The sequence below is a fragment of the Rhizobium sp. SRDI943 genome (assembly GCF_057653695.1).
Genome location: NZ_CM172787.1, coordinates 4,489,892 through 4,506,707 on the forward strand (window position 1 = coordinate 4,489,892; position 16,816 = coordinate 4,506,707).

Sequence of the window (16,816 nt, forward strand, 5' to 3'; positions counted from 1 at the left end):
CAGAGGCTTGAAAAACGGAGAGGCCCGCCGGGGTGTTGCGGGCCTCTCCGCATGTCGGGCGACCGATCATCCCTTGATCGTTGCCTTACCCTCTTCGATGAGCCGGGTCGCCGCATCGGCGGGCGAAATCCGTTCGAAGGCGAGTTCGTCACAAAGCGGGCGCAGCACGCGCTGGTCGAATTGGGTTGCGCCCATCGGCACCGGTGGCGGATATTCGCCGACCTGATCCTTGAGCAGATTCACGTATTTGACCGTTTCCTGCTCTGTCGGGTTGAGTTGCGGCAGGATGGCTTCGCGCACGGTAGGCGACATTGGCACGCCGCGTTCCACGCCAAGGATCTTGCCGGCTTCGGGATCGTTGACGAAGAAGCTGATAAACTTCGCGGCAGCTTCGCCATGCTTGCTCGTCGCGCCCACACTCCAGATCAGTGCCGGACGGTAATAATGGCCGGACGGACCGCCCTTCTTGTCCCGTGGCAGCATGGTGATGCCAAGCTTGTTCTTGATGATCAGTTGATATCCGACCATCTGGTTTGAATAGGCCATCCCAATCACCGATTTGCCGAGACCAAGGCAATTGGTGTCGATTGTATTTTGATCGAGCGTCTGCACGTCGGCGGCAACGGTGCCACCCGCTTTGCGCAGTTTCTCCCAGTAGTCGAACCATTCCTTGGCATCGTCAGCCGTGAAGCCGAGCCCAACGCTTTCCCTCGCAAAGAGGCTCTTGCCGCGCTGGCGCAGCCAGGCATCGAACACATAGGCGTAGCGCGCCGCATAGGGGCCGCCGCCCTTGCCGGAAGACTTGGCGAGTTCGACGGCGAGCTTGGCGTACTCATCCCAGGTGAGGTCGGGCGTCGGCAATGGGATGCCTGCCTTTTCGAATTCGACTGTGTCGAAGAACATCGAGAAGGAATTGAGGCCGAGGCCAACACCATAGAGCTTGCCGTCGATGGTGGTCAGTTTCAGCATGTCGGCGCCAAAGGACTGAACGTCCAGCGTGGAGGGGACGAATTCATCGAGTGGCAGGCAGGCGCCGCGCTTCGAGTAGTCTGAAATTGTTCCCGGCTCGAGCTGGAAGATGTCGGCGATCGAGCGCCCGGCCATCTGCGTTGCGAGCTTCGTCCAGTAGCCGTCGCCCGAAAGTGATTCACCGACGAGAGTGACGCCAGGCGATTTCGACTGATAGAGCTTGGCAACCTCAAGCGTGCGCTTGGCGCGGTCGTTGGATCCCCACCACATGGCGCGGAGCTGTGCGTCTTCGGCAAAAGCCGGAATGGCGCTTCCGGCACCAAGGGCGAGACCGGCGGCCGCACCGGCTGAACCCATCAGAAATGAACGGCGATTGACCTGCATTGATAATCCTCCTTGTCCCAACTGCCCGCTGCCATCCTCCAACGGCATTATCGAGCACTTCGGCAATCAGATTACGCAAAAAAAATATTATTGCAAGAAGCAACCATTTTCTTGCAAATTTGCATTACTTGCATAATGTTTGCCTATGAACGACCAAAAGATCAGACGGCCGCGTCAGGCCGATATAGCTACATTGGCCGGCGTTTCCGTCTCCACGGTGTCACGCGTGCTCGCCAACGAACCTGGTATCAGCGAAACGGTGCGCCGCCAGATATTGAAGGTGGCGGCCGAGAACGGCTATCCCGTCAAGCCTGCTTCCGAGGCCGTTGCGGGGGGGCTGGCACTGATTGCCAGTGACGGCGTCACCGGCACTCTCAGCGTCTTTTATGAAGCGATCGTCGACGGCCTGCGTGCCGGCGCTGCCGAAGCGGGCATGCCTTTCGAAGTCCGGTTGGTCCGCGAGGACCGAACCACCCCGGATGCCGTGCGTGACTATATGCAGACGGCAGGCGCCGAAGGCCTCTTTCTCGTCGGCATCGATCCGAACGAGACGTTGCGCGACTGGCTGCAAACCAGCATGACACCCACGGTTCTTGTCAACGGCACCGATCCGAGGATGCAGTTCGATGGCGTTTCGCCGGCTAATTTCTTTGGTGCCTATGAGGCGACCAGCCGGCTGACAAAAGCCGGCCATCGCCGCATCCTGCATCTGAGCGGTTCTCACCGCCATACGATCCGGGAGCGCGTGCGCGGTTTCGAGGCGGCGATCGCCGCCGTCCCCGGCGCTGAGGGCCGTCTCCTGTCCCTGGCCCTTCAAGGCAGCGCCAGCCGAGAGGCGCATGAACGCACGGTAGCAGCACTTGCCGAGGATGCCGGTTTTACCGCCGCCTTCTGCATGAATGATTTCATCGCCGTCGGCGTGCTCGAAGCCGTCACCGAGGCCGGCCTGCGTGTGCCGGAGGATTTCGCGATTGTCGGCTTCGACGATCTGCCCTGCGCGCAAATGACCAATCCGCAACTTTCCACCATGCGTGTCGACCGCGCTGCCCTCGGGCGCGAGGCCGTTTCGCTGATGCTGTCCCGTTTCCGCAACAGGACGGCCTCTGCGCGCCACATCTGCCAGGCGGTCGTTCCCATTCCGGGAGGGACCGTTCCGAACGCCTAGAACAGGATGATTGAGGCCGAGGCCTAAAATCTGAATCCTGTTCTAAATTAAAGAGTTAGAGCATGATGGCGTCCGAAAACCGCTCACACTTTTTCGGCGTCATGCTCTAGAACCTGTGAGTGATACCGATGCCCTATGATCCCGCCAGCGCCAACCCGCTCGCCGGCAATCCGCTGGAAACCCGCGCCGATATGAGCCGCGCCCTTCTTGCGCTCTTCGATCCGCTGCTTGCCTGTTTCTCGAACGGCAATGCCCGCGTCACGCTCAATGGCGGCGGCGCCCATTTCGACCGGGCGGCGGCCGATCTGGAAGGGTTCGCCCGCCCGCTCTGGGGATTGGCGCCGCTTGGCGCCGGCAACGGCGACTTCGCCCACTGGCATCGTTTTGCCGAAGGTCTCGCAAACGGCACCGATCCCGCCCATCCCGAATATTGGGGAACGGTCAATGGCCGCGACCAGCGGATGGTCGAGCTTGCGGCTCTGGGTTTTGCGCTGGCTCTGGTGCCCGAAAAGATCTGGGAGCCGCTCGATGCGCGCGCCCGTAGCAATGTCATCGCCTATCTCAAGCATGCCCGGCAGTTCGATTATGCCGACAACAATTGGAAATTCTTCCGGATCTTTGTCGATATCGCGCTCGATCGTCTCGGCGCCGATTTCGACCGCAGCCTGACGCGGCAATATCTTGAGGAGCTCGAAGGCTTTTATATCGGCGACGGCTGGTATCGCGACGGAAACGTCCGCCGCATCGACCACTACATTCCCTTCGCCATGCATTTCTATGGCCTGATCTATTCGAAGCTCGTCGACGACGATTATGCAAAGCGCTACCGCGAGCGCGCGGTCCTCTTCGCTCGCGATTTCCGGCATTGGTTTGCCGCCGACGGGGCGACGATCCCCTTCGGCCGCAGCCTGACCTATCGTTTTGCCTGCGCCGGCTTCTGGTCGGCGCTCGCCTTTGCCGATCTCGAGGCTCTGCCCTGGGGCGAGGTCAAGCATCTCTGCCTGCAGCATCTGCGCTGGTGGAAGGACAAGCCGATTGCCGATCGCGACGGTGTGCTGTCGATCGGTTTCGGCTATCCGAACCTGCTGATGTCGGAGAGTTACAATTCCGCCGGCTCGCCTTACTGGGCCTTCAAGGCCTTCCTGCCGCTGGCGATCGCTGAGGATCACCCATTCTGGACGGCGAAGGAGAAAGTGCCGGAACAAGCACCTGAGATCGTCCCCCAACGTCATCCCGGCATGGTGATCATGCGGGCGGGCGGCGATGTCATTGCGCTGTCGTCCGGCCAGGAAAACCTGCAGATGCGGTGCGGCACGGAAAAATATGCGAAGTTCGCCTATTCGGCCCGCTACGGCTTCAGCGTCGAGGCCGATGAGCGTGCCTTTGCGCTTGCCGCCTTCGATTCAGCGCTTGCCTTCAGCGATGACGGCCTGCACTACCGCGTCCGCGAAACGAACGAGGAAGCCAAGCTCGCAGGGGAGGTGCTTTATGCGAAATGGTCGCCTTTTGCCGATGTCGACGTTGAAACCTGGCTCGTGCCCGCTGCACCTTGGCATATCCGCCTCCATAGGATCAGGACAAGCCGGCCGCTACGGATTGCCGAAGGCGGATTTGCCATCGGCCGCCGGGACTTTGAGCTGGATACCCTGTCCGCTTCGGGTGGGTTTGCCTATGCGGTCGGCGAAGCCGACTTCACAGGCATTCTCGATCTCGGCTCTTCGGTCAAACGTTCGGGTGTTGTCCAGAAGGCAATGCCCAACACCAATGTGATCGTCGCGAAAACCCTCGTGCCGCAGCTGCGCGGGCAGATTCCGACCGGTGAAACCATCCTGATGACGGCAGTGCTGGCGCTTGACGATCCCGCCGCCCTCTTGTCTGCCTGGACGAGACCGCCGAAAGCGCCTGAGATTGCAGCGCTGGAGGCCCTGGTGAGGGAAAAGGGCGTGACAGTCAGTGCCATCGAAGCGCCCGGACAAATGCCATGAGCCAGCCGGCCATTATCCTTGCCATGCAACCGTCGCGCACGCAGCATGTCCTGCCGGATGAGGTCCTGCGCCGCCTGGGCGGCATCGGTCGCCTGCTGGATTCTGAGCCGCTACAGCGCTTCGACGACGAGCGTGCGAGGCGTCTGCTGGCCCAAGCCGAAATCCTGATCACCGGCTGGGGCGGGCCCTATGTCGGGCCTGAAATCCTCGCCGCAGCACCGCATCTGAAGCTCATCGTCCATGCCGCGGGCACGGTAAAGGGCGTCATCGACGACGCCATCTTCGAAGCCGGTATCCCGGTCAGCCATTCGGCCGAGGCCAACGCCGTGCCGGTGGCCGAATTCACGCTGGCGGCGATCATCTTCGCCGGCAAGCGTGTTTTCCGTTTCCGCGACCTCTACGTCGCCGACCGAAATCGCAACCGGACACATTTGATGCAGCGCGAAGCGATCGGAAACTACCGCCGCACTGTCGGCATCGTCGGCGCTTCGCGCATTGGCCGGCGCGTGATCGAGCTCCTGAAACCCTTTGACTATAGATTGCTGCTCGCCGACCCGACGCTTGATGCCGCCGAGGCAGCGGCCCTCGGAACGGAAAAGGTCGATCTCGACGAATTGATGCGGCAGGCGGATATCGTTTCCCTGCATGCGCCGTCGCTGCCGTCGACACAGCATATGATCGATGCGCGAAGGCTGTCGCTGATGAAGGACGGCGCGACGCTCATCAACACGGCACGCGGCATTCTCATCGATGAGGCCGCCCTGCTTTCGGTGCTGAAGACCCGCCGTATCGACGCGGTCCTCGACGTCACCGACCCGGAGATCCCGGAGGCGGGCTCCGCTTTCTACGATCTGCCGAATGTCTTTCTGACGCCGCATATTGCCGGCGCCATCGGGCTGGAACGGGCGCGCCTCGGCGAGATGGCGGTGGATGAAATAGAACGCTTCGTGACCGGCCAGCCGCTGCTTTACCAGATCCACCAGGCAAATCTCGAAAACATCGCCTGAGGCGGCCTCAGGCGAAGGGTATCAGCGCGACGTCCTCAGCGAATTTGGCGAACCGTCATTGGCAAGTTCGGGCATGAGATCGGCAATGTTGACCACCTTGCCGGTGCGCGAGCTCTCCAGCGCCGCAATGCCGCAAAGCACCGACATGGCGCCCGCCCGCGTGCCGGCGCGTTGCGCAAGCTTGTCTTCCATATCGGGCTTGAAGATCATGTTACGCATCCGGTCGTCGCCGCCGTAATGGCCGCCGGTGAAATGCGGAACAACGATGCGCTCCACTGCCTCCTTACCATCAGGGAAATTGCGGATGAGCAGGATCGTGTCCTGCTTCGGCTCTTCCCAGGGCTGGGCTTCATACTGGCGAAGCTCGATCCGCCCTTTGGTGCCGTTGAAGGCAAGGTGATGGCCTTCGATCGGCTGGAAGGTGTTCAGCGAATAGGAGACGTGGACATTGTTGCGGTAACGGAGCGACACCACCATCGTATCGGGAATGTCGATGTCCTCGCGGAAGACGCAGCCGTCACGGAAGTAGCCGTCGATCTTCGAGGGATCCTCGTAGAGTGAATCAAGGAAGGGATCGGCCTCGAGATCGAGATAATAGTCGCATTCATGCGCGTGCGGACAGAGCTTGCAGCGCGGGCCGCGGAACGGGCCCTTGCGGCCGTAATTCTGCAGGTCGGCGAAAGAGGTGACGGCATCGGGATCGCTGTCGAGGTACCAGTTCAGCAGATCGAAATGATGCGTTGCCTTGTGGACGAACAGACTGCCGGAATTTTCCGTATAGGCATGCCAGCGGCGGAAGTAGTCGGCGCCGTGCTTAGTGTTCAAATACCAATGAAAATCGACTGAGGTGACTCGGCCGATCTCGCCGGCATTCAGCAATTCCTTGATCTTCGCGGCCGTCGGCGCATAGCGATAGTTGAAGGACACGTCGACCCGGCGACCAGTGCGCTTTTCGGCATCCAGAATCCGGCGAATCTTCTCGACCGAGGTCGTCATTGGCTTTTCGGTGATGACGTCGATGCCGGACTCCAGCGCCCGCACGACGATATCGTCATGCGTATGGTCGGGCGTACAGACGATGACGAGATCCGGCTTCTGCTCAGCAAGCATCGAATCGATGTTTTCGTAGAGCGGCGCATTACTGCCGATCATGTTGCGGGCGCGCTCGCCGCGCAGCGAATTCTTCTCGACAATGGCGGTCAGGTCGACATGCTCGCGCCAGCCGGCAAGCAGATCCTTGCCCCACATGGTGGTGCCGCGGTTTCCCGTACCGATCAAGGCAAAACGGCGTTTCTCCATCGAATGATCCTCCTGCATACGTGATGAAACAGATACTGAAATCAGGCCTGGCAGCAGCTCCTGAAGCGCTCGACGCAGGTGGCGATCACTTCGTCGGCCGGGCGTTTCCACCAGTTTTCGGCCGAAAAGATCTCCACCTCCTGAGCGCCGAAGAAACCGGCGGCCTCCACCATCCGTCTTATGCCTTTGAGGTCGATCACACCATCGCCCATCATGCCGCGGTCGAGCAGCATGTCCTTTGTCGGCACCAGCCAGTCGCAGATGTGGTGGGCAAAAATACGTTTCATGCGCCCGGCGCGAGCGATCTGATTGGCAAGATCGGGATCCCACCAGACATGGTAGACATCGACCGCAACGCCGACATCCTCGCCGAGCTGCTCGCACATATCGAGCGCGTGGCCGAGCGTATTTACGCAAGCACGGTCGGCGGCATACATTGGATGCAGCGGTTCGATGGCGAGCTTCACGCCGGCAGCCTGCGCATGCGGCAAAACGGCGGCGATGCCGTCGAACACCATTCGGCGCGCGGCGACGATGTCCTTCGAACTATCCGGCAGACCGCCGACGACGAGCACGAGGCAATCGGCGGAAAACGCTGCCGCCTCATCGATGGCCCGCCTGTTGTCGTCGAGGTTTTTCTGCCAGTCGGCATCGTTCGCCGCCGGGAAGAAGCCGCCGCGGCAAAGGCCGGTCAGCTTGATGCCGTTCGATTTGACGATCCGCACCGCCTCGTCGAGACCGACCTTGGCGACCTGGTCGCGCCACGGTGCAATCGAAGTGATGCCGTGTTTGAGGCAGATATCGACGGCTTCGGCAAAACCGCATTGCTCGCGAATCGTCGCCAGGTTGATTGAAAGTCCTTCGACCTGCATGTCATTCTCCTCCCATCACTACAGCGCCGCGCGTCTTTTCAGACGCGCAAAGGACGCTGTAGCACTTTGAATTGCTGCATAATTTTGTCCTCAAATCGGTTCCGACTTAAGGACAAAATTATGCAGCAGCCCGTGCTTCAGTTGACGCCGTGGACGGCAAGCACCTGTTTCATGCGCGCCGTTGCGAGTTCCGGATCGGCGAGAACCCGGGCCTTGTCGGCCAGGCGGAAAAGTTCGGCCAGATGCGTCAGCGAGCGGGTGCTCTGCTGGCCGCCGACCATGACGAAATGATCCTGCAGGCCGTTGAGATAGGCGAGGAAGACGACGCCGGTCTTGTAGAAGCGGGTCGGCGCCTTGAAGATGTGGCGCGACAGCGGCACGGTCGGCTCCAGCAGGTCGAAGAATTCATGGTTGCTCTTGCGGCCGAGCGCCTCGAGGGCCGCCGAGGCTGCCGGAGCGATGGCATCGAAAATGCCGAGCAGTGCGTCGGAATGGCCCTCTTCGTCGCCGGCGATCAGTTCGGCATAGTTGAAATCGTCGCCGGTATACATGCGCACGCCTTTCGGCAGCCGGCGGCGCATCGCCACTTCCTTCTCCTTGGAGAGCAGCGAGATCTTGATGCCGTCGACTTTTTCGGCATGGGCTTCGATTACCTCGAGGCAGGTGGACATTGCCTTGATATGATCACCATTGCCCCAGTAACCTTCGAGCGCCGGATCGAACATTTCACCGAGCCAATGGATGATGACAGGTTCCTTGACCTGGCGGAGGATCCGGTCATAGACGCGGATGTAGTCGTCCGGCCCTTTGGCGGCAGCGGCAAGCGCCCGGCTTGCCATCAGAATGATGCGGCCGCCGGCCGCCTCCACGGTTTCGATCTGCTCTTCGTAGGCCCTGAGGATCGTGTCGATAGTGACGTCGGGTCCCGGCGTCAGATGGTCGGTGCCGGCGCCGCAGGCGATCAGCGCATCCTTGCGGCCGGCCGCCTCACTGAGCGCCCGGCGGATGAGGTCGCGCGCTTCCGGCCAGCCGAGGCCCATGCCGCGCTGCGCCGTATCCATCGCTTCGGCAACGCCGAGGCCGAGATCCCAGAGCCGATGGCGGAAGGCGAGCGTGCGCTCCCAATCGATCGCCGGCGTCAGCCAGGGATCGTTGTCGGCGAGCGGATCGGCGACGACATGGGCGGCGGCAAAGGCGATGCGCGGAAAGGCCTTGGCGTCGCGCTTGGCGAGCACGATCGGCGTGCCGGTCAGCGTGTAGGGAACGATCTTGCCGTCGAGAGGGAGATTGATCGTCGTCACGGCTCAGAACTCCAGTGCTGGAACGTCGAGCCAGCGACGCTCGGCCCAGGATTTCAGGCCGAGTTCGGCAAGCTGCACGCCCTTGGCGCCGGCTTCCAGGCCATAGGGCCACGGCGCGTCTTCGACGACATGGCGGATGAACATTTCCCACTGCGCCTTGAAACCGTTTTCGAAGGCCTGCGTGTCTGGAACCTCATCCCAGGTCTTGTAGAAGTCGATCGTCTGCGGCTGGTCCGGATTCCAAACCGGCTTCGGCGTGTTGACGCGGTGCTGACTCCAGCATTTCGTCAGACCGGCGACGGCCGAACCATGCGTGCCGTCGACCTGGAAGGTGACGAGGTCATCGCGGCGGACGCGGACGGCCCAGGAAGAATTGACCTGCGCGATCGCGCCGCCTTCGAGCTCGAAGGTCGCATAGGCCGCATCGTCGGTGTCGCAGTCATAGGGCTTGCCCTGCTCGTCGATGCGGCGCGGAATATGCGTAGCACCGAGGCAGGATACGGCTTTGACCTCCCCGAACAGGTTGTCGAGCACGTAGCGCCAGTGGCAGAGCATGTCGAGGATGATGCCGCCGCCGTCGCCCTTGCGGTAGTTCCAGGACGGGCGCTGGGCCGGTACGCCCCAATCGCCTTCAAAAACCCAGTAGCCGAATTCGCCGCGCACCGAGAGGATCTTGCCGAAGAAGCCGGAATCCCTGAGCAGCGCCAGCTTGCGCAGGCCGGGCAGGAAGAGTTTGTCCTGCACGACGCCATGCTTGAGGCCGGAGCCGCGCGCCTTGCGGGCAAGGTCGAGTGCCACCTGCAGATCGTCGGAAATCGGCTTTTCGCAATAGACATGTTTGCCGGCATCGAGCGCCTTGGACAGCAGCTCGGCCCGCATCAGCGTTGTGCCGGCGTCGAAGAAGATCGTGTCGTCGGGATTGGCGAGAGCCGCATCGAGATCGGTCGACCAGCGCTTGATGCCGTGCTTCTTCGCCAGCTCTTCCATCTTGGCGCCGTTGCGGCCGACGATGATCGGGTCGATCTCGAGTTTCTCACCCGATTTCAGCGTAATGCCGCCCTCGTCGCGGAAGGCGAGAATCGAACGCACCAGGTGTTGATTGTAACCCATGCGGCCGGTGACGCCGTGCAAGATGATCCCCAAGCGTGCCATTTTTTCCTCCCAGCAGATTTTTGCGGCGGGAGCGGGCATCCTCGTCCGGTCCTCCCGAGCCGGTAACTAAACAGTTACTTGATGGCAGAAGAGCAGCGCGGCTGTCAATAGTCAAATCGGAATTTCGAGATCAGAGCCTTTCCGGGTCAGATTGCGGCATTCTGCCGGAGCAGGTTTTCGTCAGGGCAAAGGCGATTGGCGAAGGGCATACCTTGGTACGTCCGAGGCGATCGCCTTTGCCCTGGCGGAAAGATGCCCGGCCCTTCGGGTTGGCTGAAACGGGCCGGTCGACCATCCGACTCCGTTTGAGCCAACAGAATGCTGCAATCTAACCCGGAAAGGGTCTAGCGCTTGATCGAGGTCAGCGTCACGTGGACGATATGCCTTTCCCAGGCATTGAGATGGGTCGGCTCGATCAGATCGCGGCCGAAGATCGTCGAAAGCGTGTACTGGTTGGACAGGTAGAAATAACCGAGCGACGCGATCGTCAGGTAGACATGCAAGGGATCGGCGGTCTCGATGAAGACGCCCTGCTTCTTTCCCCGCTCGAGCACGTCCGAAAGCTCGCCGATCAAATGCGAATGCAATTCCTTGAGCCGGACGGACTGGCGCAGCCAGCGGGCCCGATGCAGATTTTCCGTGCCGAGCAGGCTGAGGAATTCCGGATGCTGGAGGAAGTAACGCCAGGTGAAGAGCGCCAGTTCGCCGATGCCTTCCTCGGGGCTGCGGTCGCCGATATGCAGCGCGCGTTCGGCGGTCCGGATGCCGACATAGGCCTCTTCGAGCACTCTGAGGTAGAGCTGCTCCTTGTCGCCGAAATAATGATAGAGCATGCGCTTGTTGGTGCCGGCGCGCTCGGCGATGGCGTCGACACGAGCCCCGCCCATGCCGTTTTCGGCAAATTCCCGGGTTGCCGCGTCAAGGATCGCGGCGCGCGTCCGCTCCGGATCGCGTTGGGCCGTTCGTTCGGCAGGTGGGCGCCGAGACCTTTTCTTTTCCCCGTTCTCGCCGCTGTCGTTCATTTCTCCACCTCCGCCTTCCCATGTTGCGCTCATAAGCCTTCGGTGCGAAATTGTAAAAACCGAATTTGAAAAGCCCGCGAGCGACACCGCTTGACACGCTCGCCGCTTTGCCCGTAGCTTGTAACCAATTAGTTATTTATGCAAGGGTAACTAGGTCCGGAAGCGTGTGGAGGCGCTTCCCTTTGGAGGAGGAAAAGAAATGACATTCCGTGTAAGCAGACGTAATTTCGTTGCGGGAGGAGCGACGCTTCTTTCGCTCTCGGCGCTGGGAACCAGCGCTTTGGCACAGGAAACGCGCTTGCGTCTCCTGTGGTGGGGCTCGCAGCCGCGTGCGGATCGCACCAACAAGGTGTCGCAGCTCTATCAGTCGAAGAAGCCAGGCACCTCGGTGACCGGCGAATTCCTCGGCTGGGGCGACTACTGGCCGCGCCTTGCGACCCAGGTCGCCGGCCGCAACGCGCCCGACGTCATCCAGATGGATTATCGCTATATCGTCCAGTATGCGCGGCGCGGCGCGCTCGCCCCGCTCGAATCCTATATGCCGGCCAAACTCAACCTCGACGATTTCGACAAGGCGCAGATCGAAGGCGGCAGCGTCGACGGCCATCTCTACGGCGTCAGCCTCGGGGCGAATTCGGCCGCCACGGTCCTGAACACCACCGCCTTCAAGGAGGCCGGCGTCGATCTGCCGACCCAGGCGACCACCTGGGAAGAGTTCGCCCGCATGGGTGCGGAGATCACCAAGGCAGGCAAACGCAAGGGCATGTTCGGCTTGGCCGACGGCAGCGGCGGCGAACCGCTGTTCGAAAACTGGCTGCGTCAGCGCGGCAAGGCGCTTTATACCGCCGACGGCAAGATCGCCTTCGACGTGGACGATGCCTCCGAATGGTACGACATGTGGGCCAAGTTCCGTGCGGCCGGCGCCTGCGTTCCTGCCGATGTCCAGGCTCTCGACAAGAACGATATCGACACCAACACGGTTTCGCTCGGCAAGTCGGCCGCCGGTTTTGCCCATTCCAACCAGTTCGTCGCCTATCAGGCAATGAACAAGGACAAGCTGGCGCTGACCAACTACATGCGCATTAAGCCGGAATCGAAGGGCGGCCACTATCGCAAGCCTTCGATGTTCTTCTCGGTCTCCGCCCAGTCGAAAGCCGTGGACCTGGCCGTGGACTACGTCAATTTCTTCGTCAAGAACCCCGAGGCAGCGCTGCTTCTGGATGTCGAACGCGGCATTCCGGAATCGAGCGCCATGCGTGAGGTCGTCGCGGCGAAGCTTGATGAGAACGGCAAGGTTGCGCTGGCCTATGTCAGCGGCCTGGGCGATCTCGCCGGCAAATTGCCGCCGCCGCCGCCTGCCGGCGCCGGTGAAGGTGAGTTGATGTTACGCAACATCGCCGAACAGGTCGGCTTCGGACAGCTGTCTCCCTCCGACGGCGGCAAACAGCTTGTCGCTGAAATCACGCAGATTCTCGCACGAGGCTGATCCCGTATGAGCAATGCGATGCGCACGCCCGCAGGGGCCATCAATGTGGAAAGATATCAGGGGGCCGTGGCCGAAGGACGCTTCAGGCGTCTCTGGAATGCCAATGCTCCCGGCTATCTCTTCCTTCTTCCATGGCTCATCGGCTTTTTCGGGCTGACGCTCGGGCCGGCCCTGATTTCGCTCTACCTTTCCTTCACCGACTTCGACATGCTTCAGTCGCCGCGGTGGGTGGGAATGGCGAATTACGTGCGCATCGCCACGGCGGACCCGAAATTCTCGGCCGCCATGCATGTCACCCTGACCTATGTCGTCTTCTCGGTGCCGTTCAAGCTGACCTTCGCATTGCTGGTCGCCATGGCGCTGAACCGCGGCTTGCGTGGGCTGTCGGTCTATCGTGCCATCTTCTATCTGCCGTCACTGCTGGGCGGTAGCGTGGCGATCGCCGTGCTCTGGCGTCAGCTTTTCGCCAGCGATGGCCTCGTCAATGCCGCGCTTTCATATTTCGGTATCGAAGGTCCAAGCTGGATCTCGCATCCGAACTATTCGATCTACACGCTGGTGGCTCTTTCCGTCTGGCAGTTCGGCTCGCCGATGATTATTTTCCTGGCCGGCCTGCGCCAGATCCCGCAGGATATGTATGAGGCCGCGAGCCTCGATGGCGCCTCCAAGTTCCGGCAATTCTACAAGATCACGCTGCCGCTTCTGACGCCGGTGATCTTTTTCAATGCCGTCGTTCAGACGATTGATGCTTTCAAGGCCTTCACGCCGGCCTTCATCATATCAGGCGGCACCGGCGGTCCGATCAACTCGACGCTGTTCTACACGCTCTACCTCTATCAGGAAGCCTTCGGCAATTTCCGCATGGGCTACGCCTCGGCGCTCGCCTGGATCCTGGTGGTGATCATCGCGATCTTCACCGCCTTCTCCTTCCTGACCTCGCGTTATTGGGTGCACTACGATGACTGAGATGACCGCTTCCGTCACTGCGGCCAGGCCGCCATCCGACATCACCAAACGCAGCCTGCCGGCGTCGCTGATCATCCACGCCCTGCTGATCGCTGCTTCACTGTTGATGCTTTATCCGCTGTTGTGGATGGTTTCGGCATCGGTCAGGCCGGAAAACGAGATCTTCTCGTCGACCTCGCTCATCCCGTCGTCGATCGATTTCTCCTCCTATGCGCGCGGTTGGGTCGGCCTCGATGTCAGCTTCGGCCGGTTCTTCTGGAATTCGCTGGTCATCTCGCTGCTGGTGGTGACAGGCAATGTCATCGCTTGTTCGCTGACAGCCTTCGCCTTTGCGCGGCTGCGTTTTGTCGGCCGGAACTTCTGGTTCGCGATCATGCTCGGCACGTTGATGATCCCCTATCACGTGACGCTGATCCCGCAATATGTGCTCTTTCTCGATCTCGGCTGGGTCAACACCATCCTGCCGCTTGTCGTGCCGAAGTTCCTGGCAAGCGATGCCTTCTTCATCTTCCTGATGGTGCAGTTCTTCCGCGGCATCCCGCGCGAACTCGATGAGGCGGCGATGATGGATGGCTGCAGCGCTTGGCGCATCTACTGGAAGATCATGCTGCCACTGTCGCTGCCGGTGATGGCAACGGCTGCGATCTTCTCCTTCATCTGGACCTGGGACGATTTCTTCGGTCCGCTGATCTACCTGAACGATATGAACACTTATACGATCCAGCTCGGCCTGCGCACTTTCGTCGATTCCACCAGTGCATCGGATTGGGGCGGTTTGTTCGCCATGTCGACGCTGACGCTCGTGCCGGTGTTCTTCTTCTTCCTGTTCTTCCAGCGCCTGCTGATCGAGGGCATCGCCACGACGGGTATGAAGCGTTGATGGCGATAACGGGAAAGAGCGACATGAGCATCAGGACGGTGGCGATCGTTGGTTGCGGTATCGGCCGCTCCCACATCGTCGAAGGTTACCTGCCGCATTCCGATAAGTTCAGGGTCGTGGCGATCTGCGACCTGAACGAGCAGCGCATGGCGGTGGTCGGCGACGAGTTCGGCATCGAACGGCGCACCACCTCTTTTGCGGAACTGCTGGCCGACGACACGATCGACATCATCGATATCTGCACCCCTCCCGGCATCCATCTGGAACAGGTTGTCGCGGCCCTGGCTGCCGGTAAACATGTCGTCTGCGAAAAGCCGCTGACGGGCTCGCTTGCCGCCGTCGATACCATCATGGAAGCGGAAAAGACCGCCAAGGGCGTGCTCATGCCGATCTTCCAGTACCGTTACGGCGACGGCATTCAGAAGGCCAAGCGGATCATCGACGCCGGTATTGCCGGCAAGCCCTATACCGCTTCGGTCGAAACCTTCTGGCTGCGCAAGCCGGAATATTACGCCGTGCCTTGGCGTGGCAAATGGGCGACGGAGCTTGGCGGCGTGCTCGTCACCCATGCCCTGCATCTGCACGACATGCTGATGCATCTGATGGGTCCGGCGGCCAGGGTCTTCGGCCGCGTCGCCACCCGCGTCAACGATATCGAGGTCGAGGATTGTGCCTCCGCCAGCCTGCTGATGGAAAACGGCGCCTTTGTCTCGCTGTCCTGTACGCTTGGTTCGCAGGAACAGATTAGCCGGCTCAGGCTGCACTTCGAGAATGTCACTTTCGAAAGCAGCCACGAGCCCTATACCCCCGGCAAGGACCCCTGGAAGATCATCGCCGCGAATGACGATGTGCGGGAGCAGATCGAACGGGTGGTTGGCGACTGGCAGCCGGTCGCGCCGCGTTTCACCACGCAGATGGGCCAGTTCCACGCTTTCCTGAGCGGCCATGCGCCGCTGCCGGTGACGACAAAGGACGCTCGCCGCGCGCTGGAACTCGTCACCGCCATCTACCAGTCTTCCGACAGCGGCGCTGACGTGCCGCTGCCGGTCGGTCCCGACAGTCCGAAATACGCCGATTGGCGCGCAAGAACGAAGTAACCGGTAAAATAAGAAGAGAGGGTTTGAGAAGATGGCAACCAGTGTCGTTCTTCAGAAGGTCGAGAAGCGCTACGGCTCGCTGGATGTGATCCATGGCATCGATCTGACGATCGATCCCGGCGAATTCGTCGTTTTTGTCGGCCCCTCGGGCTGCGGAAAATCGACCCTTCTGCGCATGATCGCCGGTCTCGAGGAGATCACCGGCGGCGGGCTGCTGCTCGACAACGAACGCATGAACGAGGTCGCGCCCGCAAAGCGCGGCATCGCCATGGTCTTCCAGTCCTATGCGCTCTATCCCCATATGTCGGTCTACAAGAACCTCGCCTTCGGCCTGGAGACGGCGGGTTACAAGAAGGCCGATATCCAGCCGAAGGTGAAGCGCGCCGCCGAGATCCTGCAGATCGAGAAGCTGCTGGAGCGCAAGCCGAAGGCGCTCTCCGGCGGCCAGCGCCAGCGTGTCGCCATCGGCCGCGCCATCGTGCGCGAGCCGCGGATCTTCCTGTTCGACGAGCCGCTGTCGAACCTCGATGCCGAACTGCGTGTGCAGATGCGCGTCGAGATCTCCCGCCTGCATCGCAGCCTCGGTAATACGATGATCTATGTCACCCATGACCAGGTCGAAGCCATGACGATGGCAGACAAGATCGTAGTGTTGAATTCCGGCCGTATCGAGCAGGTCGGCGCGCCGCTCGATCTCTATAACAACCCGGCCAACCGCTTCGTTGCCGGTTTCATCGGCAGCCCGAAGATGAATTTTTTGAAGGCCCGCATCGAGCAGGTCGGCGAGACCGAAACCAGCATCCATGTCTGCGGCAATTCCGTCCGCCTGCCGCGCCGGCTGAAAGGCGGGGCAGGAGAGGAGGTCACCTTCGGCATTCGCCCCGAGCATCTTTCGCTGGCCGAAGGCGCCATCACGCTCTCGACCGTCAATGTCGATCTCGTCGAAAATCTTGGCGGTGCCACCATGCTCTACACCACCACGCCGGATAACCAGCTCCTGACCGTCGCGCTTGACGGCCAGCAGAAGGTGGAGCGCGGCGCCAATGTGAAGGCTTCCTTCGATCCGGCCCGCTGTCACGTCTTCGACGCGGCCGGCAAGACGATCTGACCCCACGGCATAATTCCTTAAATCGGAATCGATTTAAGGATAAATTATGCAGTAATTTAAAGCTGTTACAGCGTCCATTGCGCGTCTGAAAAGACGCGCGGCGCTGTAGCGGCTGCTTGACAG

Annotated in this window: 14 protein-coding genes; 8 read left to right on the forward strand and 6 right to left on the reverse strand. The window is 61.0% G+C overall.

Features of this window, described 5'->3' with window-relative positions; all coding sequences use genetic code 11:
* Positions 1-66: 66 nt before the first annotated feature.
* Positions 67-1,353: an ABC transporter substrate-binding protein gene (locus AC245Y_RS22380; RefSeq protein WP_012759608.1), complete on the reverse strand. Its 1,287-nt coding sequence runs from the start codon at positions 1,351-1,353 to the stop codon at positions 67-69.
* Positions 1,354-1,498: 145 nt separating this feature from the next.
* On the opposite strand from AC245Y_RS22380, the gene AC245Y_RS22385 reads away from it, so the two are divergent.
* The 3 genes from AC245Y_RS22385 (at position 1,499) to AC245Y_RS22395 (ending at position 5,510) form a co-directional block, all read left to right on the forward strand.
* Positions 1,499-2,518, forward strand: coding sequence for a LacI family DNA-binding transcriptional regulator (locus AC245Y_RS22385; RefSeq protein WP_012759609.1), 1,020 nt, complete (start codon positions 1,499-1,501; stop codon positions 2,516-2,518).
* Between the two features lie 128 nt (positions 2,519-2,646).
* Positions 2,647-4,503 (forward strand): DUF2264 domain-containing protein, encoded by a 1,857-nt coding sequence (locus tag AC245Y_RS22390; protein ID WP_012759610.1) that lies wholly within the window; start codon positions 2,647-2,649, stop codon positions 4,501-4,503.
* Entirely contained in the window at positions 4,500-5,510 is a 1,011-nt protein-coding gene (locus tag AC245Y_RS22395) for a hydroxyacid dehydrogenase (protein WP_012759611.1), read from the forward strand. Before AC245Y_RS22390 ends, AC245Y_RS22395 begins: the two co-directional genes overlap by 4 nt.
* Positions 5,511-5,531: 21 nt before the next feature.
* On the opposite strand, the gene AC245Y_RS22400 is transcribed toward AC245Y_RS22395, so the two are convergent.
* The 5 genes from AC245Y_RS22400 to AC245Y_RS22420 form a co-directional block, all read right to left on the reverse strand.
* A complete protein-coding gene (locus tag AC245Y_RS22400; RefSeq protein ID WP_017995628.1) occupies positions 5,532-6,809 on the reverse strand; it encodes a Gfo/Idh/MocA family protein in 1,278 nt (425 codons plus the stop codon).
* Positions 6,810-6,850: 41 nt separating this feature from the next.
* Positions 6,851-7,681, reverse strand: coding sequence for a sugar phosphate isomerase/epimerase family protein (locus tag AC245Y_RS22405; RefSeq protein ID WP_012759613.1), 831 nt, complete (start codon positions 7,679-7,681; stop codon positions 6,851-6,853).
* Positions 7,682-7,818: 137 nt separating this feature from the next.
* Positions 7,819-8,982: a dihydrodipicolinate synthase family protein gene (locus AC245Y_RS22410; protein ID WP_012759614.1), complete on the reverse strand. Its 1,164-nt coding sequence runs from the start codon at positions 8,980-8,982 to the stop codon at positions 7,819-7,821.
* Between the two features lie 3 nt (positions 8,983-8,985).
* On the reverse strand, positions 8,986-10,134 hold the full coding sequence (locus tag AC245Y_RS22415; RefSeq protein WP_012759615.1) for a Gfo/Idh/MocA family protein: 1,149 nt from the start codon (positions 10,132-10,134) through the stop codon (positions 8,986-8,988).
* A 344-nt stretch (positions 10,135-10,478) separates the two neighbouring features.
* The gene (locus AC245Y_RS22420) at positions 10,479-11,156 is read right to left on the reverse strand and encodes a TetR/AcrR family transcriptional regulator (RefSeq protein WP_012759616.1); all 678 of its coding nucleotides are present in this window, start codon (positions 11,154-11,156) and stop codon (positions 10,479-10,481) included.
* A gap of 199 nt (positions 11,157-11,355) precedes the next feature.
* Here AC245Y_RS22420 and AC245Y_RS22425 point away from each other — a divergent pair, with 199 nt between their 5' ends.
* Genes AC245Y_RS22425 through AC245Y_RS22445 form a run of 5 tightly spaced genes read left to right on the forward strand, consistent with a single transcriptional unit; the run spans position 11,356 to position 16,693 of the window.
* Positions 11,356-12,642, forward strand: coding sequence for an ABC transporter substrate-binding protein (locus AC245Y_RS22425; protein ID WP_012759617.1), 1,287 nt, complete (start codon positions 11,356-11,358; stop codon positions 12,640-12,642).
* A gap of 6 nt (positions 12,643-12,648) precedes the next feature.
* Complete coding sequence (locus AC245Y_RS22430; RefSeq protein ID WP_003555743.1) at positions 12,649-13,608, forward strand: carbohydrate ABC transporter permease; 960 nt, start codon at positions 12,649-12,651, stop codon at positions 13,606-13,608.
* Positions 13,601-14,488, forward strand: coding sequence for a carbohydrate ABC transporter permease (locus AC245Y_RS22435; protein ID WP_026157525.1), 888 nt, complete (start codon positions 13,601-13,603; stop codon positions 14,486-14,488). Before AC245Y_RS22430 ends, AC245Y_RS22435 begins: the two co-directional genes overlap by 8 nt.
* Positions 14,488-15,585 carry a Gfo/Idh/MocA family protein gene (locus tag AC245Y_RS22440; protein WP_020487052.1) on the forward strand — a complete coding sequence of 366 codons (1,098 nt, stop codon included), beginning with the start codon at positions 14,488-14,490 and terminating at the stop codon, positions 15,583-15,585. The genes AC245Y_RS22435 and AC245Y_RS22440 overlap by 1 nt, the downstream gene beginning before the upstream one ends.
* 31 nt (positions 15,586-15,616) lie before the next feature.
* On the forward strand, positions 15,617-16,693 hold the full coding sequence (locus AC245Y_RS22445) for an ABC transporter ATP-binding protein (protein ID WP_017995630.1): 1,077 nt from the start codon (positions 15,617-15,619) through the stop codon (positions 16,691-16,693).
* The last annotated feature ends 123 nt before the right edge of the window (positions 16,694-16,816 follow it).